Origin of the sequence: Streptomyces sp. NPDC101490 (genome assembly GCF_044767145.1) — a bacterium.
Lineage (GTDB): Bacteria > Actinomycetota > Actinomycetes > Streptomycetales > Streptomycetaceae > Streptomyces.
Window position 1 is genome coordinate 537,223 of sequence record NZ_JBIWNI010000003.1, and the last position, 24,374, is coordinate 561,596.

Annotated in this window: 22 protein-coding genes; 14 read left to right on the forward strand and 8 right to left on the reverse strand. The window is 73.7% G+C overall.

Annotated elements, in window-relative coordinates; translation table 11 throughout:
* The first annotated feature begins 57 nt into the window (after nucleotides 1-57).
* Nucleotides 58-660, forward strand: a complete 603-nt coding sequence (locus tag ACIRQY_RS10015; protein ID WP_403923430.1) for a hypothetical protein — start codon at nucleotides 58-60, stop codon at nucleotides 658-660.
* A 414-nt stretch (nucleotides 661-1,074) separates the two neighbouring features.
* A complete protein-coding gene (locus tag ACIRQY_RS10020; RefSeq protein WP_351779755.1) occupies nucleotides 1,075-2,409 on the forward strand; it encodes an MFS transporter in 1,335 nt (444 codons plus the stop codon).
* Nucleotides 2,410-2,583: 174 nt separating this feature from the next.
* Here ACIRQY_RS10020 and ACIRQY_RS10025 read toward each other — a convergent pair whose 3' ends face one another.
* Nucleotides 2,584-2,814 (reverse strand): hypothetical protein, encoded by a 231-nt coding sequence (locus tag ACIRQY_RS10025; RefSeq protein ID WP_366441466.1) that lies wholly within the window; start codon nucleotides 2,812-2,814, stop codon nucleotides 2,584-2,586.
* A 61-nt stretch (nucleotides 2,815-2,875) separates the two neighbouring features.
* Between ACIRQY_RS10025 and map the strand changes: the two genes are divergently transcribed.
* Nucleotides 2,876-3,733, forward strand: a complete 858-nt coding sequence (gene map / locus ACIRQY_RS10030) for a type I methionyl aminopeptidase (RefSeq protein ID WP_351779760.1) — start codon at nucleotides 2,876-2,878, stop codon at nucleotides 3,731-3,733.
* 115 nt (nucleotides 3,734-3,848) lie between these two features.
* Nucleotides 3,849-4,499, forward strand: coding sequence for a biliverdin-producing heme oxygenase (locus tag ACIRQY_RS10035; protein ID WP_351779762.1), 651 nt, complete (start codon nucleotides 3,849-3,851; stop codon nucleotides 4,497-4,499).
* Here the strand turns inward: ACIRQY_RS10035 and ACIRQY_RS10040 are convergent.
* The 3 genes from ACIRQY_RS10040 to ACIRQY_RS10050 form a co-directional block, all read right to left on the reverse strand.
* Complete coding sequence (locus tag ACIRQY_RS10040; protein ID WP_384855602.1) at nucleotides 4,489-5,169, reverse strand: PhzF family phenazine biosynthesis protein; 681 nt, start codon at nucleotides 5,167-5,169, stop codon at nucleotides 4,489-4,491. The genes ACIRQY_RS10035 and ACIRQY_RS10040 overlap by 11 nt on opposite strands.
* A gap of 82 nt (nucleotides 5,170-5,251) precedes the next feature.
* Complete coding sequence (locus ACIRQY_RS10045; RefSeq protein ID WP_403923433.1) at nucleotides 5,252-6,961, reverse strand: HtaA domain-containing protein; 1,710 nt, start codon at nucleotides 6,959-6,961, stop codon at nucleotides 5,252-5,254.
* A 243-nt stretch (nucleotides 6,962-7,204) separates the two neighbouring features.
* Entirely contained in the window at nucleotides 7,205-8,647 is a 1,443-nt protein-coding gene (locus ACIRQY_RS10050) for an HtaA domain-containing protein (protein WP_403923435.1), read from the reverse strand.
* 126 nt (nucleotides 8,648-8,773) lie between these two features.
* Here ACIRQY_RS10050 and ACIRQY_RS10055 point away from each other — a divergent pair, with 126 nt between their 5' ends.
* From ACIRQY_RS10055 to ACIRQY_RS10085, 7 genes are all read left to right on the forward strand, one after another.
* Nucleotides 8,774-9,805, forward strand: a complete 1,032-nt coding sequence (locus tag ACIRQY_RS10055) for a hemin ABC transporter substrate-binding protein (RefSeq protein ID WP_403923437.1) — start codon at nucleotides 8,774-8,776, stop codon at nucleotides 9,803-9,805.
* 41 nt (nucleotides 9,806-9,846) lie between these two features.
* Nucleotides 9,847-10,977: a FecCD family ABC transporter permease gene (locus tag ACIRQY_RS10060; RefSeq protein ID WP_403923884.1), complete on the forward strand. Its 1,131-nt coding sequence runs from the start codon at nucleotides 9,847-9,849 to the stop codon at nucleotides 10,975-10,977.
* Nucleotides 10,974-12,023, forward strand: coding sequence for a heme ABC transporter ATP-binding protein (locus tag ACIRQY_RS10065; RefSeq protein ID WP_403923439.1), 1,050 nt, complete (start codon nucleotides 10,974-10,976; stop codon nucleotides 12,021-12,023). The genes ACIRQY_RS10060 and ACIRQY_RS10065 overlap by 4 nt, the downstream gene beginning before the upstream one ends.
* A gap of 202 nt (nucleotides 12,024-12,225) precedes the next feature.
* Nucleotides 12,226-13,386: an iron uptake system protein EfeO gene (gene efeO, locus ACIRQY_RS10070; RefSeq protein ID WP_351779777.1), complete on the forward strand. Its 1,161-nt coding sequence runs from the start codon at nucleotides 12,226-12,228 to the stop codon at nucleotides 13,384-13,386.
* A 50-nt stretch (nucleotides 13,387-13,436) separates the two neighbouring features.
* Nucleotides 13,437-14,708, forward strand: a complete 1,272-nt coding sequence (gene efeB, locus ACIRQY_RS10075) for an iron uptake transporter deferrochelatase/peroxidase subunit (protein ID WP_403923442.1) — start codon at nucleotides 13,437-13,439, stop codon at nucleotides 14,706-14,708.
* 27 nt (nucleotides 14,709-14,735) lie between these two features.
* Complete coding sequence (gene efeU, locus ACIRQY_RS10080; RefSeq protein WP_403923444.1) at nucleotides 14,736-15,617, forward strand: iron uptake transporter permease EfeU; 882 nt, start codon at nucleotides 14,736-14,738, stop codon at nucleotides 15,615-15,617.
* Complete coding sequence (locus tag ACIRQY_RS10085) at nucleotides 15,574-16,623, forward strand: hypothetical protein (RefSeq protein ID WP_403923446.1); 1,050 nt, start codon at nucleotides 15,574-15,576, stop codon at nucleotides 16,621-16,623. Before efeU ends, ACIRQY_RS10085 begins: the two co-directional genes overlap by 44 nt.
* A 136-nt stretch (nucleotides 16,624-16,759) precedes the next feature.
* Here the strand turns inward: ACIRQY_RS10085 and ACIRQY_RS10090 are convergent, their stop codons facing one another.
* Nucleotides 16,760-17,539 (reverse strand): bifunctional DNA primase/polymerase, encoded by a 780-nt coding sequence (locus ACIRQY_RS10090; protein ID WP_403923448.1) that lies wholly within the window; start codon nucleotides 17,537-17,539, stop codon nucleotides 16,760-16,762.
* A gap of 103 nt (nucleotides 17,540-17,642) precedes the next feature.
* Nucleotides 17,643-18,266: a TetR/AcrR family transcriptional regulator gene (locus ACIRQY_RS10095; protein ID WP_403923450.1), complete on the reverse strand. Its 624-nt coding sequence runs from the start codon at nucleotides 18,264-18,266 to the stop codon at nucleotides 17,643-17,645.
* Between the two features lie 282 nt (nucleotides 18,267-18,548).
* Between ACIRQY_RS10095 and ddaH the strand changes: the two genes are divergently transcribed.
* Nucleotides 18,549-19,379 carry a dimethylargininase gene (gene ddaH, locus ACIRQY_RS10100; RefSeq protein WP_403923452.1) on the forward strand — a complete coding sequence of 277 codons (831 nt, stop codon included), beginning with the start codon at nucleotides 18,549-18,551 and terminating at the stop codon, nucleotides 19,377-19,379.
* Between the two features lie 81 nt (nucleotides 19,380-19,460).
* Here the strand turns inward: ddaH and ACIRQY_RS10105 are convergent, their stop codons facing one another.
* Nucleotides 19,461-20,444, reverse strand: coding sequence for a small ribosomal subunit Rsm22 family protein (locus ACIRQY_RS10105; protein WP_403923454.1), 984 nt, complete (start codon nucleotides 20,442-20,444; stop codon nucleotides 19,461-19,463).
* Nucleotides 20,445-20,671: 227 nt separating this feature from the next.
* On the reverse strand, nucleotides 20,672-22,078 hold the full coding sequence (locus ACIRQY_RS10110; protein ID WP_403923456.1) for a Bcr/CflA family efflux MFS transporter: 1,407 nt from the start codon (nucleotides 22,076-22,078) through the stop codon (nucleotides 20,672-20,674).
* Between the two features lie 82 nt (nucleotides 22,079-22,160).
* On the opposite strand from ACIRQY_RS10110, the gene ACIRQY_RS10115 reads away from it, so the two are divergent.
* Together ACIRQY_RS10115 and ACIRQY_RS10120 are read left to right on the forward strand one after the other, a co-directional pair.
* A complete protein-coding gene (locus ACIRQY_RS10115) occupies nucleotides 22,161-23,159 on the forward strand; it encodes a Gfo/Idh/MocA family oxidoreductase (RefSeq protein ID WP_351779801.1) in 999 nt (332 codons plus the stop codon).
* A gap of 369 nt (nucleotides 23,160-23,528) precedes the next feature.
* On the forward strand, nucleotides 23,529-24,272 hold the full coding sequence (locus tag ACIRQY_RS10120; RefSeq protein ID WP_403923458.1) for an SDR family oxidoreductase: 744 nt from the start codon (nucleotides 23,529-23,531) through the stop codon (nucleotides 24,270-24,272).
* Nucleotides 24,273-24,374 lie beyond the last annotated feature (102 nt).

The window sequence follows — 24,374 nt, forward strand, 5'->3', positions numbered from 1 at the left end:
GTGGAACCCGTACGAGCGCCCGCGCGGCGGCTCCGGTGCCGGGCAGAATGCGGGCGCATGGATGCCGTGAGGGTCGCGTTGCTGCGGGAAGTGCTGGCCGGGACGGAGTGGCCGGGGGCGGCCCGCCGGTTCGCGGGGGCGCTCCGGTCCTCGGTGGTCCCGCACCGGGGCGGGCTGCTGCTGGTCGGCACGGAGGAGTACGAGCCGTGGCACCTGACGGCGCACCTGGTCGACGAGGCCGCCTGGTCGGGTCAGCCGGAGCTGGCGCCGACGCTGGTGCGGCACCGGGTGCTGCCGGGCGCCCCGGCGCATCTGGCGGTCGGCCTGGGGCGGCTGGAGGCGGCGGGGCGCGGGGAGACGCTGCTGATGGTGGCGCCGGAGCGGCCGCACGAGGGGCTGCTCCAGCGGGTGCACGACGCCCGGCGGGCGGGGGCGACGGTGCTGTCGCTGGACGGCGGCGACCCGGAGGTGCGGGGTCTCGCGCACGAGACGCTGACAGTGGCGGAGGGCTCGGAGGTGGACCTCGACACGGTCCAGCACCTGGTGAGCGCGGCGGCCGGGGAGAACAGCCTGCCGTCACCCCGTGGCGCCCGCCGCTTCCGCGACCGCCTGGCGGACCTGGCGGACCGCCTGACGGCCCCACCACCGAACCGGTGGTGAGGGGGGCGGGCGGGGGCTACGGCCGGGGGGCCTGGGACGGAACCGCCCGGGACGGGCTGGGGGCCGGGACCGCCCGGGGCGGCTGGGGACCAGGGCCACACGGGACGGCTTGCGGCCGGGATGACAGCCGGGGTTCGGGTGGTGGGTGGGGCCTGGGTGGTGGATGGGGCCCGGGTGACAGCCGAGGCACGGGCCGCCCTGCGGAGCCCAAATGACAGCCGAGGCACGAGGTGACCAGCGGAGTCCAGGTGACAGCCGAGGCTCAGGTGACAGCCGAGGCCCAGACGACCGGTGAAGCACATGTGACACCTGAGGGACGGGTGACCCGTGGAGCCCAAGTGACGGGCGGGGTGCGACCCGGATGGCCCCTTAATCGGTTGCCGGGAGTGCCGGGGGATCGGAACATGGCCCCTCGTGTCCCCCGCGCTCGCCAAGCTCTCCGCCCTGCTGCCCGACCTCGCGCCCTGGCGCGCCTCCGCCGAGTTCCGGCTGCTGTGGGTCCAGGGCCTCGTCACGTACTTCAGCGGCGCCATGGCGATGATCGCCCTGCCGCTCCAGATCAAGGAGCTGACCGGCTCGCCGCTCGCGGTCGGCGCGATGGGCGCGGTGGAGCTGGTGCCGCTGGTGGTGTTCGGCCTGTACGGCGGGGCGCTCGCCGACGCGGTGGACCGGCGGAAGGTCATCCTGGCGACGGAGGCGGGCCTCGGGCTGCTCGCCCTGCTCCTGCTGGTCAACGCGCTGCTCCCCGAACCGCTGCTCTGGCCGCTGTACGTGGTCGCGGCGGGCGTCTCGGCGCTCGCGGGCCTCCAGCGCCCGGCGCTCGACTCGCTGCTGGCCCGGATCGTGCCGCACGAGCACCAGACGGCGGCGGCGGCGCTGAACTCGCTGCGCTGGCAGATGGGCTCGATCGCGGGCCCGGCGCTGGCGGGCCTGGTCGTGGCGTACGCGGGTCACGCGCCCGCGTACGGGGTGACGATCGCCGGTTTCGCCGTGTCGGTGGTGCTGTGCGTCAGGCTCTCCCCGGCCCCTCCGGCGCACGACGCGGAGAAGCCCTCGCTGCGGGGCATCGCGGAGGGGGCGCGGTACGCCTGGTCGCGGCCGGTGCTCCTGGGGACGTACGCGGTCGACCTGGCGGCGATGTTCTTCGCCTTCCCGAACACGATCTTCCCGTTCCTCGCGGACGAGCTGGACGCCGACTGGTCGCTGGGGCTGATGTACGCGGCGGGCTCGGTGGGCTCCCTGGTGCTGGGGCTGACCAGCGGCTGGACGTCCGGGGTGCGGCGGCACGGGCTGCTCGTGGTCGGCGGCGCCGCCGGATGGGGGCTGGCGATCGCGGCGGCCGGCTGGTTCGGGAACGTGTGGGCGGTGCTGGTCTGTCTGGCGTTCGCCGGGGCCGGGGACATGCTGAGCGGGCTGGGCCGGGCGACCATCTGGAACCAGACGATCCCGGAGGAGCTGCGCGGCAGGCTGGCGGGCATCGAGGTGCTCTCGTACAGCGTGGGTCCGCAGCTCGGCCAGGTCAGGGCGGGTGCGATGGCGGGCTGGACCGGCACCCGGACGGCGGTCTGGACGGGCGGTGTGGCCTGCGTGGCCTCGGTGGGCCTGCTCTGCCTGGCGCTGCCGAAGCTCCTCACGTACGACTCGGACACGGACGAGGACTCGCGGCGGCGCCGCGCCCAGCAGGAGGCGGCCCGGAGGCCGGACGGCCAGGAGACGCCGGAACGGCGGGGAGCGCCGGACCCCGTCTGAACGCGCGGGGCCGCCCGCCGGAACCGGACCCGGAACCGACCGGAACGACCGGAACGACCGGAACGACCGGAACGACCGGAACCAATAAACCACCCGGATCACCCGGGTCACCCGGACCGCCGGATCACCCGGAGGACCGCCCCCGGCGCCCTCTCCGTTTCCCGCGCGGGTCGGTCAGTCCGGGTCCCCCTCCGTGCGGTTCTTGTCGTGCCAGCGGGGGTCCGTCTCCCATTCCAGGTTCCGCTCGCGGGCGGTCTCCATGGCGTGGGCGGCCTCCTCACGGCTGGCGTAGGGGCCGAAGCGGTTCTTCGCCGGGCACTCGGGGCCCTCTTCGACCTTCTTGTGCTCCAGGCAGTAGTACCATTCGCCCGGTTTGCCCACGGTGCGCTTCTTGAACAGGGCCATCGTCGTCGGCTCCTTCCTTCGGGACCATGCTGCCCCAGACCCGGTCGTTAGACTCGCTGGCATGTCTGGCCAGTCGCTTCTCGTACCGGGGGAACTCTCCCCCCATCGTTCCGTCCCGGGCTCCATCCGCCGTCCCGAGTACGTCGGGAAGCCCGCCCCGACCCCGTACACAGGGCCCGAGGTGCAGGACTCCGACACCGTCGAGCGGATGCGGATCGCAGGCCGCATCGCCGCGCAGGCGATGGAGGAGGCCGCCAAGCACATCGCTCCGGGGGTCACCACCGACGAGCTCGACCGGGTCGCGCACGAGTTCATGTGCGACCACGGTGCCTATCCGTCCACACTGGGTTACCGCGGGTTCCCGAAGTCGCTGTGCTCCTCGGTCAACGAGGTCATCTGTCACGGCATCCCGGACTCGACCGTCCTGCGGGACGGCGACATCGTGAACCTGGACGTCACGGCGTACATCCACGGGGTCCACGGCGACAACAACGCCACCTATCTCTGCGGCGACGTCGACGAGGAGTCCCGGCTGCTCGTGGAGCGGACCCGGGAGTCCCTGAACCGGGCGATCAAGGCAGTACGGCCGGGCCGTCAGATCAACATCATCGGCCGGGTCATCGAGTCGTACGCCAAGCGCTTCGGCTACGGCGTCGTGCGGGACTTCACCGGGCACGGCATCAACTCGTCGTTCCACTCCGGTCTGATCGTGCCGCACTACGACTCGCCCCACCACACCACGGAGATCAAGAAGGGCATGACCTTCACGATCGAGCCGATGCTGACGCTCGGCACCCACGACTACGACCTGTGGGACGACGGCTGGACCGTGGTGACCAAGGACCGCAAGCGGACTGCCCAGTTCGAGCACACGCTCGTGGTGACCGACGACGGGGCCGAGATCCTGACGTTGCCCTGAACCTCGCACGGGGTAGTTCTTTTACCGACAGGACGTCGGGAACCAGTTGACTTAGGCAAGCCTAACTTGGCAGGATCGTCACTGGTTCCCGTCCCATCGGTCCCGGAGGCATGCCTTGGACACCCCTTTCTCGACGCTCATCCGCACGGCTTCGCACGAGCAGCACACCGAGGCGGAGACGTCGTCCTTCATGGGTGACCTGCTCGGCGGGCGGCTCGCCGTCGACGCCTACGCCCGCTACACCGAGCAGCTGTGGTTCGTGTACCGCGCCCTGGAGGAGGGCGCGGAGGCCCTGCGCACGGACCCGGTCGCCGGGCCCTTCGTCCAGCCCGAGCTGTTCCGCACCGAGGCCCTGGAGCAGGACCTCGCCCATCTGCGGGGCCCCGACTGGCGCGCCGGGGTCTCCCCGCTGCCCGCCACCGTCGCCTACGCCGAGCGGATCACCGAGTGCGCCCGCGACTGGCCCGCCGGCTACGTCGCCCACCACTACACCCGCTACCTGGGCGACCTCTCGGGCGGTCAGATCATCCGCGACAAGGCGGAGCGCACCTGGGGCTTCGACCGCAAGGGCGACGGCGTCCGCTTCTACGTCTTCGAGGGCATCACCAACCCCGCCGCGTTCAAGCGCGCCTACCGGGAGCTGCTCGACGGGGTGGACGCCGACGACCTGGAGAAGCAGCGGATCGTCGACGAGTGCAAGCGCGCCTTCGACTTCAACAGCGCCCTCTTCGGGCAGCTGGGCGGTGAGTTCCCGCTCAGCGCGTGAGCGTTCCCTCCAGGCGGACCCGTCCGCCCAGTTCCACGATTCCGTCAGGGCCGGGGGCAGTGAGCAGCTGCGAACCCCGGCCCTGCGTGATGTTCAGGGCCCGGCCCAGCTCCGCCGTGAGCAGCAGCGCCGCCGCGCCGGTCGCCTCGTCCTCGTCGATGCCGTCGCCGCGTCCGGGGAAGGCCCGCGCCCTGATCCGGCCCGCCGCCTCCTCCTCCCAGGCCCAGGCGTAGATCCACTCCCCCGGCGCGGGCACGGCGAGGGCCTCGACCTCGGCGGCGGAGCCGTACTGGCGCAGGGTCCTCGGCGGCGCCCACTCGGCGCGCGCCTCGATCCAGGTGAACTCGCCGTCGCCGCGCACCCACACCTCGCCCGCGGGCGGCTGGACGACCTCCAGGTCGAGCAGCCAGGCGGTGCCGACGAGCGGGTGTCCGGCGAACGGCAGCCGCAGTCCCGGGGTGTAGATGTCGACGATCCCGCGCTCCGGGTCGTCCACGAACACCGTCTCGCTGAAGCCGAGTTCCCTGGCGAGTGCCTGACGCGAGGTCTCGTCGGGGTGGGCGCGGGCGTCCCTCACGACTCCGAGCGCGTTGCCGTACCGGCCGTCGCCCGCGCAGAAGACCCGGAGGACGTCGATGTCGGTGGCGGTGCCGTACGCGGTCGTGTTCATGGCGGAATTGAAGCATCCAGGAGAAGGCGGCAGGGCCGCACCCGGAGAAACGGGTGCGGCCCTGCCGTGGCGGGGTGGTGGTTCAGGAGCCCTGCGCGCGGCGGCGCACGGCGACGACGACGCCCGCGCCGGCCGCCACGGTGAGGGCGGAGGCGGTGATGAGGAGGGTGGTCGGGACGTCCGAGCCGGTGGCGGCGAGGGAGCCGGAGCCGCCCATCGGGGAGGTGCCGCCCACGCTGCCGCCGCCGACCGTGCCTCCGCCGCCGACGGTTCCGCCGCCGAAGCTCCCGCCGCCCGTGGTGGCGGAGCCGTCGCCGCCGGAGGTGCCTTCACCGCCGGTGCCGCCGGAGCCGTCCGTGCCGCCGGTGCCCGGGGGCAGGGTGGCGTCGCCGTCGAGCGCGACGCTGACGGTCAGCGGGTCCAGCTCGGTGCCGGCCGGGTAGCCGCCCTGGCCGCCCGGGGCGGTGAAGGTCGCCGAACCGGCCTCGGTCAGCGTCGCCGGGATCCCGGCGAGGGTCACGACGCCCTTGTTCACGGCCCAGTCGGCCTTGGAGAGGTCGAGGGAGGCGAGGGCCACGCCCTTGCGGGTGCCCTGCGCGCTGGTGACGTCGGCGAGGAGGGTGCCGGTGGTGCCGGACGCCTTCACCTGGAGGCCGCCGACGGTCCAGTCGATGCCGTGCGCGTCACAGACGAAGGAGACCTTGCCGGAGAAGGAGGCGTCGAGCTTGCGGGCGTCGGAGTCGAGGTCGGCCTTGAGGAAGCCGAAGTCGTAGGCGGCGCCGTTCCGCTCCGCGCCGTCGGCCGCGGTGACCTTGCCGCCGCAGGTCCGGCCGACGTACCGCTGCCAGCTCTCCTTCACGCCCCAGGTCAGCTTGCCGTTGACCGTCGTGGCTGGGGGCTCGGTGGTGGGCGGGGCGGTCGTCGGAGGGGCCGTGGTGGGCGGGGGCGTGGTGGGCGGGGTCGTCGGAGGCGTGGTGGGGGGTGTGGTGGGAGGCGTGGTGGGCGGGGTCGTCGGGGGCGTGGTGGGCGGCTCGGTGGTCGGAGGAGGCGTCGTCGGGGGCGTCGTCGGCGGCGTGGTGGGCGGCTCCGTCGTCGGAGGCGTGGTCGGCGGCTCCGTGGTCGGCGGCGTGGTCGGCGGGGTCGTCGGGCGACTGCCGACCTTCACCGTGAGGGTCGCCGCGTCCAGCGCGTCCCCCTCCTTGTAGAAGCCCGCGAACGCCGCCGCGCCGTCCTTCGTCAGCTTCGCCGGTATGTCCTTGAAGACCATGGCGCCGCCCGCGCCCTGGCCCGGCCTGACCCGGCTCATGTCGAGGGCCGCGAAGTCGATGTCGTCGTGGGTGGTGAAGGAGCCGTCCTTCTCCTTGGTGACGACGTCGGCGACGATCTCGCCGGTCGGCGCGGCCGAGCCCTTCGTCTTCAGCCTGACGTCCGAGATGCGGATGTCGAGGGCGCCCTGGTGGGCCTCGAAGCGGACCGTGCCCTTGAAGGAGTTGGCGGTGCCGTGGGTACCCATGTCGTACGTACCGGTGCCCTCGACGAAGGTGAAGACGCCGTTGCCGTCGGCCTGGCGGGCGCCTCCCCCCACCGTGGTCTTGCCATGGGCGAACGGCTGGGCGAGGTACGAGCGGAACGACTGCTTGATGCCCCAGTCGAGCGTGCCGTCGACCAGCGTCATCGGCGGCGCGCTCTCGGCCGCGGCGGGCAGGGCGAGGGCGACGGCGCCCGCGCCCAGGGCGGCGGCCGTGGCGACGGCGGCGGCCATGGTGACGGATCGGCGCAGGGGGATGGCCATGACGGGTTTCTCCTAGTGGGGGACGCGGTGCGCGAAGGGGGGGCGCGGGAGGGGAGGTTCGGGGGGCCAGGGCGTGTTTCGAAAGTGGCGTCGTCTGCCCAGAGGGCAGGCCTGGCGGCGTCTGGTGCGTGCGATCGCAAGGCGGAGGGTCGCCCCGATACTGGATGTATCGGGGTGATCCCGACAACGCGGCGAGCGTGCGTGCCAGGCGTCGCCAGGCAGGCGGGACTTTCGAAACCCGCCCTAGGCCGTGGGGCTCTCGCCGCCGGTACGACGACGGCGTACCGCGACGAGGACGCCGAGTGCGGCCACGAGCAGGACGCCCGCGCCGATCGCGAGGTACAGGCCGAGGGACGGCGCGGAGGCCTCGGCGGCGGCGGGTGCCGGGGCCGCCGAGGCGGACGGGGAGGCCGGGGTGGCGGGGGCGGACGGGGCGGCGGACGGGGCGGCGTCGCTGCCGAGGTCCGGGAGCGCGGGCAGGGCGGCCCCGGCGTCGACGGCGACGGCCAGGGACACCGGGTCCATCGCGGTCCCGGCCCGGTACATCCCGCCGAAGGCCTTGGAACCGCCCTCGGTGAGGGTGGCGGGGGCCTCGGTGACGACGGCGAGGCCGTTCTCCGGGGTGAGGTTCCGGGCGGCGAAGGTGACGAGGGGGACGGCCCGGTCGGTCTTCCCTGCGCTGGTGACGTCGGCGCTGAGGGTGCCGGTGCCGCCGGTGACCTTCACCGTGACCTTGCCGAGGGTGAGGTCGAGGTGGGCGCCGGTGAAGCGGACGCTGCCCGCGAAGGCGGCGTCGAGGGTGCCCTTCCCGGGGTCGTACGCGCCCTTGCCCGAGGGGAAGCGGAAGAGCGCGCCGCCGTCCTGGGCGCCGTCGGCGAGGGTCCACCGGCCCTGGGAGACGGCGCCGGTGACGTACTCGCGGAAGGTGCGGCGGACGCCCCAGTCCACGGCGGCGGCGCGGAGGCTCCCGGTGACGGGGGCCTTGGTGGCAGAGGGGCTCGTGGAGCCGGTCGGGGCGGGCGGGGTGGTGGCCGGCGCCGTGCTGGGGGCCGTGGCCCTCGGGGTCCTGACGTCGACGGTGAGGCTGACCGGGTCGAGCCGGGTGCCCGCCGGGTAGTACCCGGCGAAGGCGGTGGCTCCCTGCGCGGTGAGGGTCGCGGGCACGCCGGTGAGGGAGACGGGGCTGCCGCCGCCGCGCATGTCGATGCCGCCGACGGCGAGGGTGGCGAGCGGGACCTGCGCGGAACTGGTCGTCCTGCCGCTGCCCTTGGCCTTGCTCGCCATGTCGGCGTAGAGGGTGCCTCGGCCGTCCCTGATCACGATCCGGGGGCGGCTGATGCTGAGGTCCAGTTCGTTGCCGCCGTCGGGCTTGCGGTGGCCGGTGAAGCGGACGCCGCCGGAGAAGGCGGCTTCGAAGGCGCCGGTGGCGGGGTCGTACGAGCCCTGGGCCGAGTGGAAGCGGAACTGGCTGCCGCCGACCGTGGCGGCTCCGCCGGTGAGGCCCCAACTGCCCTGGGCGACAGGGCCGGTGACATAGCTCTGGAAGGAGGACTTGATGCCCCAGTCGAGCCGTCCGCCCTGCACCGTACGGCTCTCCGCGTGGGCGGCACCCGCGGGAACGAGGGCGGCGAGCAGTGCCGTGAACAGGGTCACGGCGAGCACGCGGGCAGGTCTGGGCAACAACATGGAACCCCTCCGAGGACTGGTAAGTGAGGTAAGGCTAACCTAAGGTATATCCGGCCCGAGAGGGAGCCCTCCGGGGCGGCCAACCTCACGGCCCTACGAAGCGGAACGAAGACAGGACGGTGTCCGGTGCGCAGAACTCGCCTCGCGGGAGCACTGACAGCAGTGCTCGCGCTTGCCCTCGCGGCAACAGGCTGTGGCGGAGGAGGCGGCCAAGCAGGCCCGGACGGAGCAGGAAACGGAACCGGAGCCAGTACATCCGGTCCGGCTTCCACCGGCCCCGACCGGGTCGAGCCGATCACCGACCCGGCCACGCCCCGACTCCCCGTCACCGTCCCCTCCGCCGACGGCCGCCGGGTCACCGTCACGTCCACCGAGCGGGTCGTCCCGCTCAGCGGCTCCCTCAGCGAGATCGTCTTCACCCTCGGCCTCGGCGGGCACGTCGTCGCCAAGGACGTCACCGCCACCTTCGAACAGGCCGACGGACTCCCGGTGGTGACCCGGGCCCATGACGTCTCCGCCGAGAGCGTGCTCTCGCTGCGGCCCACCCTGGTCATCGCCGAGGGCACCACGGGACCGGCCGAGGCCATCGCCCAGATCCGGGAGGCGGGCGTCCCGCTCGTCGTCGTGGCCCCCGCCAAGGGGCTCGCGGACGTCGGCACCCGGATCGACGCGGTCGCCGCCGCCCTCGGCGTGCCCGGCTCCGGCGAGACGCTGAAGAAGCGCACCCAGCAGCGGATCGACGCCGTACGGAAGGGGATTCCGGCCCACGCCGAGCACCCCCGGGTGGCGTTCCTGTACCTCCGGGGCTCGGCCGCCGTCTACCTCCTCGGCGGGGCCGAGTCCGGCGCGAGCTCCCTCCTGGAGGCCGCCGGGGCGATCGACGCGGGCAAGGAGTCCGGTCTGACCAAGGACTTCACCGCCATCACCAGCGAAGCCCTGGCGAAGGCCGCGCCCGACGCGATCCTCGTCATGAGCAAGGGCCTCGGCTCCGTCGGCGGGATCGACGGCCTGGTGAAGATCCCCGGCATCGCCGAGACCCCCGCCGGGACGGACCGCCGGGTCGTCAGCGTCGACGACGGCGTCCTCCTCAACTACGGCCCGCGCACGGACCGGGTCCTGAAGTCCCTGGTCGCCCAGTTGTACGGGGAGTCCAAGTGACCGCGCTCCAGAAGACCCCGCCGGAACCCGGGACGGCGTCCCTGCCGGGAGCGGCCCCCGGAACGGCCACGGGGAAGGCCGCGGACCCCACCCCCGTACCGGCCACGGCGAAGTCCGCCGGACCCGCCCCCGGGAGCCGCGCCGCCCGCCGCACCGCGCCCCTCCTCACCGTCGGCCTGCTCGGCGTCCTGCTGCTGCTCGCCCTGCTCTCCGCCGGGATCGGGGCGTACGAGATCCCGCTCGGCGACGTCCTCTCCTCCGTGCAGCACCGGATCGGGCTGGGCGGGCAGGCGCTCGACCGGACCGCCGAGAGCGTCCTGTGGAACATCCGGTTCCCCCGGGTCGTCCTCGCCGTCCTCGTCGGCGCCTCGCTCGGCTGCGCGGGCGCCCTCATGCAGGGCGTGTTCGGCAATCCGCTGGCCGAGCCGGGCGTCATCGGCATCTCGGCGGGCGCGGCCGTCGGCGCGGTCGGCGCCATCTCGCTCGGACTGACCTTCCTCGGCAACTGGACGGTGTCCTTCTGCGCCTTCGTCGCCGGGCTCGCGACCGTGCTCCTGGTGTACGCGCTCTCCCGTTCCGGCGGCCGTACGGAAGTCGTGACGCTGATCCTCACCGGCATCGCGGTCAACGCCTTCGCGGGCGCCCTCATCGGCCTCTTCATCTTCTTCGCCGACAACGCCCAGGTCACCCAGATCACCTTCTGGCAGCTCGGTTCGCTCGCCCAGGCCACCTGGCCCAAGGTCCTCGCCGTGCTGCCGTGCGCCCTCCTCGGCCTGGCCGTCGCCCCCTTCTACGCCCGCAGGCTCGATCTGCTCGCCCTCGGCGAACGGCCCGCCCGGCACCTGGGCGTGGACGTGGAGCGGCTGCGGATCGCACTGATCCTGGTGGTCGCGCTGCTCACGGCGGCGGCGGTCGCGGTGGCTGGGATCATCACCTTCGTCGGGCTGCTCGTCCCGCACCTGCTGCGGATGGCGAACGGCCCCGGACACCGCTTCCTGGTGCCGGGCAGCGCGCTCGGCGGGGCGGTCGTCCTCAGCGCCGGCGACCTCGCGGCCCGTACGGTCGCGGCCCCGGCCGAACTCCCCCTGGGCGTCCTCACCGCCCTCATCGGCAGCCCGTTCTTCTTCTGGCTGCTGCGCAGGACCCGTCGCAGGCAAGGTGGTTGGGCATGACATCCGCAGCATCCGGAACGACCAGCACGACCAGCACGACCGGAACGACTGGGACGACTGGGACGACTGGGACGACCGGCGCATCCGAGACGGCGGCGACGGCCGAGACGACCGCGACGGCGGTGACGGCGGTGACGGCCCGGACATCCGTGACGCCCGAGGCACCCAAGGCACCCGAGGCGTCCGTGGCCTCCCTGGCGGCCGTACGGCTGCGCGCGCTGCTTCCCCAGCGGCGCACGCGCGCACTGCCCTCCCCCGCCGCTCCCGGCGAGGTGGTCGCCGAGGCGGTCGGCCTGCGGGTCTCGCTCGGGCGGCGGGCGGTGCTCGACGGGGTCGGCGTCCGGGTGCGGGCCGGGGAGGTGCTGGCCCTGGTGGGCCCGAACGGGGCCGGGAAGTCGACCCTGCTCGGCGCGCTGGCCGCCGACATCGCCCCCGCCGCCGGGGAGATACGGATCGGGGGCCGCCCCGCGGCCGACTGGTCCCCCGGCGAACTGGCCCTGCGGCGCTCGGTGCTGCCGCAGTCCGCGGCGCTCGCCTTCCCGTTCCCGGTCGGCGAGGTCGTACGGATGGGCCGGGCGCCCTGGGCGGGCACCGAGCGGGAGGACGAGGACGAGGCGGCCGTCGCCGCGGCGATGGCGGCCACCGAGGTCGAGGAGTTCGCCGCGCGGCCCTTCTCCGGGCTCTCCGGCGGCGAGCGGGCCCGGGTCGCGCTGGCCCGGGTGCTCGCCCAGCGGACCGGTCTGCTGCTGCTCGACGAGCCGACGGCGGCCCTGGACCTGCGGCACCAGGAACTGGTCCTGCGGGTCTGCCGGGAGCGGGCGGCGGCCGGGGACGCGGTGGTGGTCGTGCTGCACGACCTCGGGCTCGCGGCGGCGCACGCGGACCGGATCGGGGTGCTGCACGGCGGCCGGATCACGGCCGAGGGGCCCCCGTCGGAGGTGCTCGACGCGGAGCTGCTGAGCCGGGTGTACCGGCAGCCGGTGGAGGTGTTCCCGCACCCGGGGACCGGTGTTCCGCTCGTCGTACCGAAACGTACTTCCGAGTAACCGAAATCCGTACAATATCTGTCAATCCGCCCGCCCTTGACTCCCTCTTGACCCGGCCATGAAGACCCCGTGGAACCCCCGTTATCCCCTCGTGTCCGGTCTGTCGGAGCTGAGAGGTGAATCACTGGACGGGCGGGTATGGCTGAGGTAAGCCTCGGTTAAGTTAGGTCCGCCTCAGCCGTCCCGTGTTCCTGGAGTCCCCATGCGAGCCGTCCGCCTCTCCGTCGTCACCGCCGCCGCGACCGCGGCGGCTCTGGCCGCCGTCACGGGCTGCACCCAGAAGAGCGACGCGGAGGCGGGCGACGGCACGATCACCGTCGTCGCCAAGGACGACTCCTGCGAGGTCTCGAAGAAGGAGTTCCCGGCCGGGCACGTCAAGCTGTCCGTCGAGAACCGCGGCTCCAAGATCACCGAGGTCTACGTCCTCTACCCGGACGACCGGATCGTCACCGAGCGCGAGAACATAGGCCCCGGCACCAAGGCCAGCCTCACCGCCGAGATCAAGGCCGGTGACTACGAGATCGCCTGCAAGCCCGGCATGAAGGGCGACGGCATCCGCCAGCAGGTCACGGCCACCGGCGGCGGCGTCGCGGGCGGCCCCAAGCGCTCCCCCGAGATGGACGCGGCCGTCGCCGCCTACCGCCAGTACGTGCGGGCCCAGGCCGAGGCGACCCTCCCCAAGGCGAAGGTCTTCACCGACGCCGTGCGCGCCGGTGACATCGAGGCCGCGAAGAAGGCCTACGCCGAGTCCCGCATCGGCTGGGAGCGCACCGAGCCGGTCGCGGAGTCCTTCGGCGACATCGACCCCAAGGTCGACGTCCGCGAGGACGGTCTGGAGGAGGGCCAGGACCCGGCGAAGGACTGGACCGGCTGGCACCGCCTGGAGAAGGCGCTCTGGCAGGACAAGAAGATCGGCACCGCCGAGAAGAGCCTCGCCGACACCCTCGACAAGGACCTCGCGGACTGGGTGAAGCGGGTCGGCAAGGCCGAGATCACCCCGACCTCCATGGCCAACGGCGCCAAGGAGCTCCTGGACGAGGTCGCCAGCGGCAAGGTCACCGGCGAGGAGGAGCGCTACTCGCACACCGACCTCGTCGACTTCAAGGCGAACGTCGAGGGCGCGCAGAAGTCCTTCGACCTGCTCAAGCCGGTCGCGCAGAAGAACGACCCGGAGCTCGTCGCCGAACTCGACAAGCAGTTCGCCGCGCTGAACACGCTCCTCGACAAGTACCGGGCCGACAAGAGCGGTTACGACTTCACCTCGTACGACAAGGTCGGCAAGGCCGAGCGCAAGGAGCTGTCCGACGGCGTCAACGCCCTCGCCGAGCCGCTCTCCAAGCTCGCCGCCGCCGTCGTCAAGTAGTCGCCGGGTCGGCAGGGACGGGAAACGCGGACATGGCAGGGACTGCGGACATGGCAGACGAGACGGACGCACCGGAGGCGGCCGGGGCGCCCGCGCCCTCCCGCCGCAGTGTCATCGGCTGGGGCGGTGCCGGGCTCGCGCTCGGTGCCGCCGTCGCCGGGGGCGCCGCCGCCCTGGTGCACCGCGGGGACACCCCGGTGCCGGTGGCCGACAGCGGTGCGGCCGTGCCGTTCCACGGGGCGCACCAGGCGGGCATCGCCACCGCCGTCCAGGACCGGCTGCACTTCGCCTCCTTCGACGTGACGACGGAGGACCGCGCGGAACTCGTCCGGCTCCTCAAGGACTGGACCCGGGCCGCCGAGCGGATGACGGCCGGTGCCGAGGTCGGCGAGGGGGCGTACGGCGGACTGCCGGAGGCTCCCCCGGACGACACCGGCGAGGCCCTCGGCCTCAGGCCGTCCCGGCTCACCCTCACCCTCGGCTTCGGCCCCTCGCTCTTCGACGGGCGCTTCGGCCTGAAGGACCGCCGTCCCGGCGCCCTGGTGGAGCTGCCCCGGTTCCCCGGCGACAACCTCGACCCGGCCCGCAGCGGCGGCGACCTCTGCGTCCAGGCCTGTGCGGACGACCCCCAGGTCGCCGTGCACGCCATCCGCAACCTGGCCAGGATCGGCTTCGGCAAGGTCGCGGTGCGCTGGTCGCAGCTCGGCTTCGGCAAGACGTCCTCGACGACCCCGGACGCCCAGACCCCCCGCAACCTCTTCGGCTTCAAGGACGGCACCCGGAACATCGCGGGCACCGAGACCGGGCGGCTCGACGAGCACGTCTGGGTCTCCGGCGAGGACGCGCGGGGCGGTGCCGCCTGGATGGACGGCGGCTCGTACCTGGTCGCCCGCCGCATCCGGATGCACATCGAGACCTGGGACCGCACCTCGCTCGTCGAGCAGGAGGACGTCTTCGGCCGCGACAAGAAGGAGGGCGCGGCCGTCGGCAAGGCCAAGGAGCACGACGAGCCGTTCCTGAAGGCGCTGAAGCCGGACTCCCACGTCCGGCTGGCGCACCCCGACACCAACGCCGGGGCGACGATCCTGCGCCGCGGCTACTCCTTCACGGACGGCACGGACGGTCTCGGGCGCCTGGACGCGGGCCTGTTCTTCCTGGCGTACCAGAAGGACGTCCGGACCGGTTTCATCCCCGTGCAGACCTCGCTGGCCCGCGCGGATGCCCTCAACGAATACATCCAGCACGTGGGTTCGGCGCTGTTCGCGGTCCCGCCGGGAGTCCGGGACAAGGACGACTGGTGGGGCCGGGCGCTGTTCTCCTGACGGAGCTGACGGAGAAGGAGCACCGACGTGTTCGGTAACTATCTGATCGGCCTGCGCGAGGGCCTCGAAGCCAGCCTGGTCGTCTGCATCCTCATCGCCTATCTGGTGAAGACCGGCCGCCGGGACGCCCTGAAGCCGATCTGGATCGGCATCGGGGTGGCCGTCGCCGTCGCCCTCGCCTTCGGCGCGGGTCTCGAATTCGGCTCCCAGGAGCTGACGTTCGAGGCGCAGGAACTGCTCGGCGGCTCGCTGTCGATCGTCGCCGTCGTCCTGGTGACCTGGATGGTCTTCTGGATGCGGCGCACGGCCCGGCACCTGAGGTCCGAGCTGCACGGACGGCTGGACGCGGCCCTGCAGATGGGCACGGGCGCGCTGGTCGCCACGGCCTTCCTCGCGGTGGGCCGCGAGGGCCTGGAGACGGCGCTCTTCGTCTGGGCGTCGGTACGGGCCTCCTCCGACGGCACGTACGCGCCGCTGGCCGGGGTGCTCCTGGGCCTGCTCACGGCGGTGCTGCTCGGCTGGCTGTTCTACCGGGGCGCGCTGCGGATCAACCTGGCGAAGTTCTTCACCTGGACCGGCGGGATGCTGGTCGTGGTGGCGGCGGGCGTCCTCGCGTACGGCGTCCACGACCTCCAGGAGGCACGTTTCCTCGGCGGTCTCGCGGACAAGGCCTTCGATATCTCGGCGACGATCCCGCCGGACAGCTGGTACGGCACGCTCCTGAAGGGCGTGTTCAACTTCCAGCCGGACCCGACGGTCCTCCAGGTCACGGTGTGGGCGCTGTATCTGGTCCCGACGCTCGCGCTGTTCCTCGCCCCGATAGGGTCGGGTCCGTCCGCGCGGGTGAAGAAGCAGAAGGCGACCGATGAGACGGCTGAGGCTGGGGCGAACGCCGGAACGAGCGCGTGAGCGGTCGTCGGCGCGGCGGCACACACGGCTCCCGGGCGCGGCGGCCACGGCCGTCGTCCTGGCTCTGACGGCGGGCGGCTGCGTCACCGTCCACGGTGAGCTGGCGCTGCTGCCCCCGGCGACGGAGGCCGAGGCGGCGCGGGCCCTCGCCGACTTCACCACGGCCTACAACCGGGCCGACAAGGCCAACGACCCCGCCCTGTCCGCGAACCGGGTCACCGGTCCGCTCGGGGAGATCAACCAGGCGGGGCTGCGGGCGCGGGCGGCCACCCAGCCGGGCGGCAACACGGGCCACCGGCCCCTGGAACTGACGGACGCGCGGTTCGTCCTGCCCCGCAAGGCGGGCTGGCCGCGCTGGTTCGTCGCGGACACCGATCCCAACACGGACGTCGACCGGGGCGCGGGCGACCAGCGCTGGCTGCTGCTCTTCGTGCGCAACGGGCCCCGGCAGCCCTGGGAGGCCGGGCATCTGGTGATCCTCGGGCCGTCCCAGGTGCCCGCGTTCGCCGAGGAGGGCGGGTTCGCGGTGCCGGTCGCGGCGGACGCCGGGGGTCTGGCGGTCGCGCCGGGGAAGCTCGGCGCCGCGTACGTCGCCGCCCTCCAGAAGGGCGGTCCGGGGCCGTTCGCCGCCGGGCCCCACACGTCCCTGCTGCGGGAGCGGCGGCAGGGCGCGGCCCAGCGGCCGGGGCTCGCCACCCAGTTCCTGGACCAGGTCACGGACCGGGGCGACTTCACGCCGTTCGGGCTGCGGACGGAGGACGGCGGCGCGTTCGTCTTCTTCTCCACCCGGTCCTTCGAGCGGCAGACGGCGGCGGCGGGCTACCGGCCGAAGGTCGATCCCGACGTCAAGGCGCTGCTGACCGGTCAGGTCAAGAACACCGTCACCAAGGAGTGGGTCTCCGACCAGGTGGCCCTGGTGCGTCCGGCGGGCGGTGCCGGCCGGGAACAGGACGGGGTCACGGTCCTGGCCCGGCTCCAGGGCGTGGTGGGGGCGCAGGGCTCGTAGCGCGACGGTCACCGTCCACCGGACGGGCCGTGGACGAACCGTGCGCGCCGGTGGGCCAAGTGGACCGCGTGGACCCAAGTGGGCCCGGTGGGGTCAGGTGGGCCCGGTGGGGTCAGCGGGTCAGCGGGTCAGCGGGTCAGCGGGTCAGCGGCCAGGCGATCTCGTGGTCGGAGTGCCCGCCGTCGCCGTCCGCCTCGCGCTCGGCGACATGGCGGGCGCAGACGTCCTGGAGGGTCTCCAGGAGGTTCAGCGGGTCGGGCAGCGGGTGCTCGGGGCCCCGGAGCCAGGCGACGACCGGGTGGGCGCTCTCGTCACCGGGGAGGCGGGCCGGGGGCAGCAGCACATAGCTGCCCCGGCAGTGCCAGCGGAGTCCCGGATGCTCGTCCATGGTCTCCGGATGACAGTCCAGCTCGCACGGCCACCACTCGTCCTCGTCCTCGGGGGTGCCCCGGGTCGCGGTGAAGAAGAGCATCCGGCCGCCGACGGTGTCGGGGTCGGCGGACTCGGCGACCGGGCCGACCTCGACGCCCTCGGCGAGCAGGCGCTCCAGGGCGGCGCGGCCCGCGGCGAGGGGCACGTCGAGGACGTCGTGGACCATGCCGGTGGCGGTGATGAAGTTCGCCTCGGGCTCGTTGCGCGCCCAGCGCTCGATCTGGGCGCGGTCGGTGGTCGACTGCGTCTGCCAGGCGAAGGAGACGGGGTGCCGGGCGGGGGTGGGACAGCCGATCCGCTCACAGGAGCAGCTGTAGCCGACGGGGTACGCGGCGGGGGCCAGGGGCATGCCCGCGGCGGCGACGGCCAGGAGCAGCTTCTCGCGGTCGTTCCCGTCGGGGGCCGCGGTGCGCGCGGGGCGCCTGCGCAGCCACTGTGCGAGTTTGCTCTCCGTGCCGCGGTAGCGGCCGATGCCGTCGCCCATCTATCCCCTCACACCTCATGCTCGCCCGTTCGGCTCTGCCCATGGTCCCACCATCCTGCGCCCCGGGTGACCGGAGTGCGGAACCGGGGTACCGCGGGACGCGTCAGGGCCTGGGCGCGAGGCCGCGCAGGGCGAGGTCGACGAGGGAGTCGGCGTAGGCGTGGGTCAGCGGCAGGGTGCGGTGCAGCCACCGGTGGTGGAGCGGGCCGACGAGGAGTTCGAGGGCGGTGCGCGGGTCCACGTCCGGGTCGATGTCACCGGCGGCCCGCGCGGCCTCCAGACGGCGGACGTAGTGCTGGAGCTGGGGTTCGAGCAGGGCTTCGGTGAAGCGGGCGCCCAGCTCGGGGTCGACGACCCCCTCGGCGGCGAGGGCGCGGGTGGGGCCGTCGACGGCGGGGTCGTTCAGCTCGTCGACGGTGGCGCGCAGTACGTACCGGAGGTCGGCGGCGAGGTCCCCGGTGTCGGGGATGCCGCCGCTCCCGGCGTCGTCGCCGTGGGCCTCGGCCGCCCGGTCCTGGAGGTCGAGGAAGGCGTCGAGGAGCACGGCCGCCTTGGAGGGCCACCAGCGGTAGATGGTCTGCTTGCCGACGCCCGCGCGGGCGGCGATGCCCTCGACGGTCGTCTTCGCGAAGCCGCTCTCGGAGACGAGCGCGAGGGCCGCGTCGAAGATGGCACGTCGGGAACGCTCGCTGCGGCGTGAGGCGTCGGGAGCCTTGGTGTCGGACATGGAGCCAATCTACCAGCGGACGAGACGCAGCGTCTCGCTGAGATGGGTGCCGTACGGGCGGAGGGGCCGATGCCGTACCGGCGGAGGGTCCGGTGCCGTACCGGCGGAGAAGCCCGGTCCGTTACGGGCGGAGGGGCCCGGTCCCGTACCGGACCGGGTGGCGGTGAACCACCCGAACGGTCCACAGCGCGCGCGGCTCCGAAGGCGGACCATGGGGTCCACCGATCCGGCGGAACCTCCGCCCACCGGCCCTTCCGTCCGCCCGTCCGTGAGGAGCCCTCCTTGCGCACCACCCCGCGCACGCCCTCGCCCCGCCGTTACCTGATGTGCCCACCCGCGCACTTCTCGGTGACGTACTCCATCAACCCGTGGATGGACCCCACGAAACCGGTCGACCTGCCGCTCGCCCTCGCCCAGTGGGAGGACCTGCGCGACCGCTACCGTGCGCTCGGCCACACCGTCGACCTGCTCGTGCCCGATCCCGCCCTGCCGGACATGGTCTTCGCCGCCAACGGCGCCACGGTCGTCGGGGGCCGGGTGCTCGGCGCGCGGTTCGCCCACCCGGAGCGCGGGGCGGAGGCCGCCCGGCACCTGGAGTGGTTCCACGGGAACGGCTGGGCCGAGGACGCCGTCCGGGTCCCGGAGCACGTCAACGAGGGCGAGGGCGACTTCGCCGTCACCGCCTCCTGGATCCTGGCCGGGCGCGGCTTCCGGTCCAGTCCGCTCGCCCAGGGCGAGGCGCAGGAGTTCTTCGGCCGCCCGGTCGTCGGACTGGACCTCGTGGATCCGCGCTACTACCACCTGGACACCGCGCTGTGCGTCCTGGACGACGCGGCGGACGAGATCATGTACTACCCGGACGCCTTCTCGCCCGGCAGCCGCGCGGTGCTCGCCCGGCTCTTCCCGGACGCGCTGATCGCGTCGGCCGAGGACGCGGCGGCCCTCGGGCTCAACGCGGTGAGCGACGGCCGTCACGTGCTGCTGCCGCAGGCGGCCGTGGGCCTCTTCGAGCCGCTGCGCCGACGCGGCTTCGAACCCCTGGGGATGGACCTCGGCGAACTCCTCAAGGGCGGCGGCAGCGTGAAGTGCTGCACCCAGGAGCTGCGCCCGTAGGCCGCCCGCCCGCGCGGGAAGGACGGACCCGACCCCTCTCCGCGCGGGCGAACTCCCAGGTCAGAGGGGCGGATAGGGCGTTCAGTCCGTGTCCTCCGGCGGCCACGTGTCGCCCCACCCGGTGTCCCTGGCCCGCTTGTAGAGCGGGCCGTGGCGCTTGGTCACCGTCTCGCGGGCGAGGCCGTCCCGGCCGCACAGTTCGAGCAGGACCAGGCCCTTGCGGATCTGCGGCCTGCGGGTGACCCGGGAGACGGCGGGCGTCACCGGGAACCGGGTCGCCGCCACGTACGCGTACTTCTCGTCCTCGTACGGCAGTGAGCCGCCCTTCACCTGCCGGTGCAGCGAGGACCGGCTGACCCGGGCCGCGAAGTGGCACCAGTCCGTGCCGGGCTCGATCGGGCAGGCCCCGCTGTGCGGGCAGGGCGCGGCGACGGTGAACCCGGCGTCGACGAGGAGGGTGCGGGCCGCGATGATCCGCTCGTACCCGTCGGGCGTGCCGGGCTCGACGACCACCACGGTCCGGGCCGCCCGCGCCGCCTCGGTCACCAGCGCCGTCCGGTCGGCGGGGGTGAGTTCCTTGAGGACGTACGAGACGGTGACGAGGTCCGTGTCCGCCAGGCGGAGCGCGCCGCCGATCCGGGCGGTGCGCCACTCGGCGTCCAGGGCACCGGCCGCGAGTTCACGGCCGAGCGCCAGGGCGGGTTCGGCCCAGTCGAGGACGACGGTGTGCGGCGGTCGCTCCCCCCACGCCTCGGCGACGGCCCAGCTCGCCGCGCCGGTGCCGCCGCCGACGTCGGTGTGGGTACGGGGTTCCCAGTCGGGCGCGGCCCCGCGCAGGGCGCCGAGGGCGCCGCGTACCGCCTCGAAGGTCGCCGGCATCCGGTACGCGGCGTAGGCGGCGACGTCGGAGCGGTCGCGCAGCACGGGGGCGTCCGTCGGGGTGGTGCCCCGGTAGTTGGCGATCAGCCGCTCGACGGCCTGGGCGGCCCGGTTGGGCGGCAGCCCGTCGAGGAGCCCGGCGAGGGCGGCGCGCAGGGAGTCGGCGGAGGGGGCGGAGACGTTCACCGAGACAGTCTAGGCGGGCCGGTGGGGTGGCGGGCGGGGGCGGCCCGGGGTCGCGCACGGGTGGGCCCCTCACGCGGGGGCGCGTACGAGGGGCGCGTACGAGTACGGCGGGTGGGCCGGGAGCGGCCGGGCCTGGGGCGGGCGGCCGGGCCTGGTGGCGGGAGCGGCCGGGGGGCGGGAGCGGCCGGGCGTCGGGCGGTGGGCCGGGAGGCCGCCCCCGCCCGGGCCTACGCCCCCGTCACGGTCTTCGTGCGGGCCGTCTGCCACGGACGGCACAGCCCCAGGAAGCAGGCGACGGCGAGGACGCCGCAGCTCAGCTGGACGACGGCCATCGGGACGGCGGTGTGCTCGCCCGCGATGCCGACCAGCGGGGAGGCCACCGCGCCGACGAGGAAGGACGTGGTGCCGAGCAGGGCGGAGGCGGACCCGGCGGCGTGCGGGGTGCGCATCAGGGCCTGGGCGTTGGTGTTCGGCATGGCGAGGCCCATCGCGGACATCAGGACGAAGAGTCCGGCGGCCACCGGTACCAGCCCGACCTCGCCGAAGACTCCGCTGGTCATCAGGAGCAGCGCGATTCCGGCGAGCAGGATGGTGCCGAGGCCCCAGCCGAGCGCCTTGTCGAGGCTGACCCGGCCGACGAGCAGCTTGCCGTTGACCTGGCCGACGGCGACGAGCCCGATGGAGTTGAGGCCGAAGAGGAGGCTGAAGGTCTGCGGCGAGGCACCGTAGATCTCCTGGACGACGAACGGCGAGGCCGAGATGTACGCGAAGAGCGCCGCGAAGGCGAACCCTCCGGTCAGCATGTAACCGGTGAAGACCCGGTCGGCAAGGAGGCCCCGCATGGTGCGCAGGGCCTCGCCGACCCCGCCCTCGTGCCTGCGCCCCGGCGGCAGCGTCTCACCGAGGAAGCGCCAGACGACGAAGGTGAGGAGGATGCCGATCACGGTGAGGACGTGGAAGACGCCCCGCCAGTCGGTGATCCGCAGGATCTGGCCGCCGATGAGCGGCGCGATGATCGGGGCGACCCCGGAGATCAGCATCAGGGTGGAGAAGAAGCGGGCCATCTCCACGCCGTCGTAGAGGTCGCGGACGACCGCGCGGGCGATGACGATGCCCGCGGCGCCCGCGAGGCCCTGGAGCAGACGGAAGCCGATGAGGAGCTCGGCGGTGGGCGCGAGGGCGCAGACGGCGGTGGCGAGGACGTACACGACCATGCCGATGAGCAGCGGGCGGCGGCGGCCCCACTTGTCGCTCATGGGGCCGACGACGAGCTGTCCGAGGGCCATGCCCGCGAGGCAGGCGGTGAGCGTGAGCTGCACGGTGGCGGCGGGGGCGCCCAGTGCGCCGGTGACCTCCGGGAGGGCCGGGAGGTACATGTCCATGGAGAGCGGCGGGAGGGCGGTGAGCCCGCCCAGGACGAGGGTGACGAGGAGGCCGGTCCGGCGCGCCGCGGTGGGGGCGGTGGCCCCGGTCGGCGCGGTGGTCCCGGCCGTCCCGCCGGGCGCGGTGGTCCCGGGCGTCCTGCCCGTCGCGGTGGTCCCCGGCGCTTCGGCCGCCTGGCCTCCCGGGCTTCCGGGGGCCGGGGCGGCGGTGGCTATGTGTCCCGGCGTCGTGTTCTGACCGCTCTCCGGCATCGACGGCTCCATTCGTTGAATCCTTGCCTATGCTCTCAGCTCGACCGGCATGGTCGGGAACTCTGTGGGACGGGTGGGGAACATGGGGAAGACAGTTCGCTGGGGGATCCTGGCGACGGGCGGTATAGCGGAACGGTTCACCTCCGACCTGCTGGCGCTCGACGGCGCGGAGGTCGTCGCCGTGGCGTCCCGCACCGAGGCCTCGGCGAAGTCCTTCGCCGACCGGTTCGGCATCCCCCGGGCGTACGGCGACTGGGACGGGCTCTTCGCCGACGACGACGTGGACGTGGTCTACGTGGCCACCCCCCACCACGCGCACCGGGAGGCCGCGGGCCGCGCCCTCGCGGCGGGCCGGGCGGTCCTGTGTGAGAAGGCCCTCACCCTGAACGCCCGCGAGGCGGCGGAGCTCGTCGCGCTCTCCCGTGAGCGGGGCGTCCTCCTGATGGAGGCCATGTGGATGTACTGCAGCCCGCTGGTCCGCCGGCTCGCCGGACTGGTACGTGACGGGGCGATCGGCGAGGTCAGGACGGTGCAGGCGGACTTCGGGCTCGCGGGCCCGTTCGCGCCCGACCACCGGTTGCGGGACCCGGCCGTGGGCGGCGGGGCGCTGCTGGACCTCGGGGTGTACCCGGTGTCGTTCGCGCAGCTGCTCCTGGGCGAGCCGGACACGGTCCACGCCCACGCGCTGCTCTCCCCCGAGGGCGTCGATCTGAACACGGGCGTGCTCCTCGGCTGGGCGGACACCGGCGCCTCCGCGCTCCTGTCCTGCTCGATCGTGGCGGACACCCCGCTGACGGCTTCGGTGACGGGCTCGCTGGGCCGGATCGACGTCCCGCGCGGCTTCTTCTACCCGGAGCGCTTCACCCTGCGCAGGCACGGCCACGAACCGGAGGAGTTCGTGTCCGGCGACGACCCGCACTCCCTGCGGCACGAGGCGGCCGAGGTGATGCGCTGTCTGCGCGCGGGCGAGACGGAGTCCCCGCTCGTCCCGCTCGACGGCTCGCTCGCGGTGATGCGCACCCTCGACGCGATCCGCACCCGCATCGGCGTCCGCTATCCGCAGGAGGCGGGAGGGTTCTAGGGCCCGTCTGACAATTCCCGTCGTCGCCCGCAGGGCGGCCGCGCGGCGTCAGGTGCGTGCTCTCGGCGTGCCGGCCCCAGGCCCTCGTACTGGACGTACGTGGGTCTGGGGCCGGTGCGCCGAGAGTGCGTGCATGGCGTCGTGAGGCAGGCGGGAATTGTCAGACGGGCCCTAGGGAGCGCTTCAGGGGACGGGGCCGTGGAGGGGGTCCTGGTGCCTGTGAGGGACTCGGGGGCCGTAAGGCATACGGCACAGCCGCGTACCCCTCGCGCCGGACGGCCGGGGGTCCCGTTCGGCGTCGGGCTCCGAACATCCGCCTGACGGAATGGTGATTCCACTCGACGCGCGTCTCGCGTACGCTGCCCGGCCATGAGCATCGCAGTGGTGACGGGAGCGGGGTCGGGGATCGGCCGGAGCGTGGCGCTCGCCCTGGCCTCGGCCGGGTGGTCGGTGGCACTCGCGGGACGCCGGGCGGAGGCCCTGGAGGAGACGGCCGCGGCCGCCCCGGACGGCGACTTCCTGGTCGTGCCGACGGACGTGACCTCTCCGGAACGGGTCGCGGACCTGTTCCGGGCGGTACGGGACCGGTACGCGCGCGTGGACCTGCTCTTCAACAACGCCGGTACGTTCGCGGGCGGCGGCGTCCCGGTCGAGGACCTCGACCCGGACACCTGGCGGACGGTCGTGGACGTCAACCTGACGGGCGCGTTCCTCTGCGCCCAGGCCGCCTTCCGGCTCATGAAGGAGCAGGACCCACAGGGCGGCCGGATCATCAACAACGGCTCCGTCTCGGCCCACGCACCGCGCCCGCACTCGATCGCGTACACGGCGACGAAGCACGCGATGACGGGCCTCACCAAGTCCCTGTCCCTCGACGGGCGGCCGTACCGGATCGCCTGCGGCCAGCTGGACATCGGGAACGCGGCGACGGAGATGACGGTCCGTATGCGGACCGGCATCCTCCAGGCCGACGGGCGGCTCGCGCCGGAGCCCGTGATGGACGCGGCGGACGTGGCGGCGACGGTGGTGCACATGGCGGCCCTGCCCCTGGAGGCGAACGTGCAGTTCGCGACGGTGATGGCGACGGGAATGCCCTACATCGGACGCGGCTAGCACGCGGCCGGGCCGGAACCGGGAGACGGGTGGGACGGGGTCATGACGAGCCGCTCGGGCCTCGCCCCGCCCGCCGGGACCGGATCGGGAGCGGGACCGGGA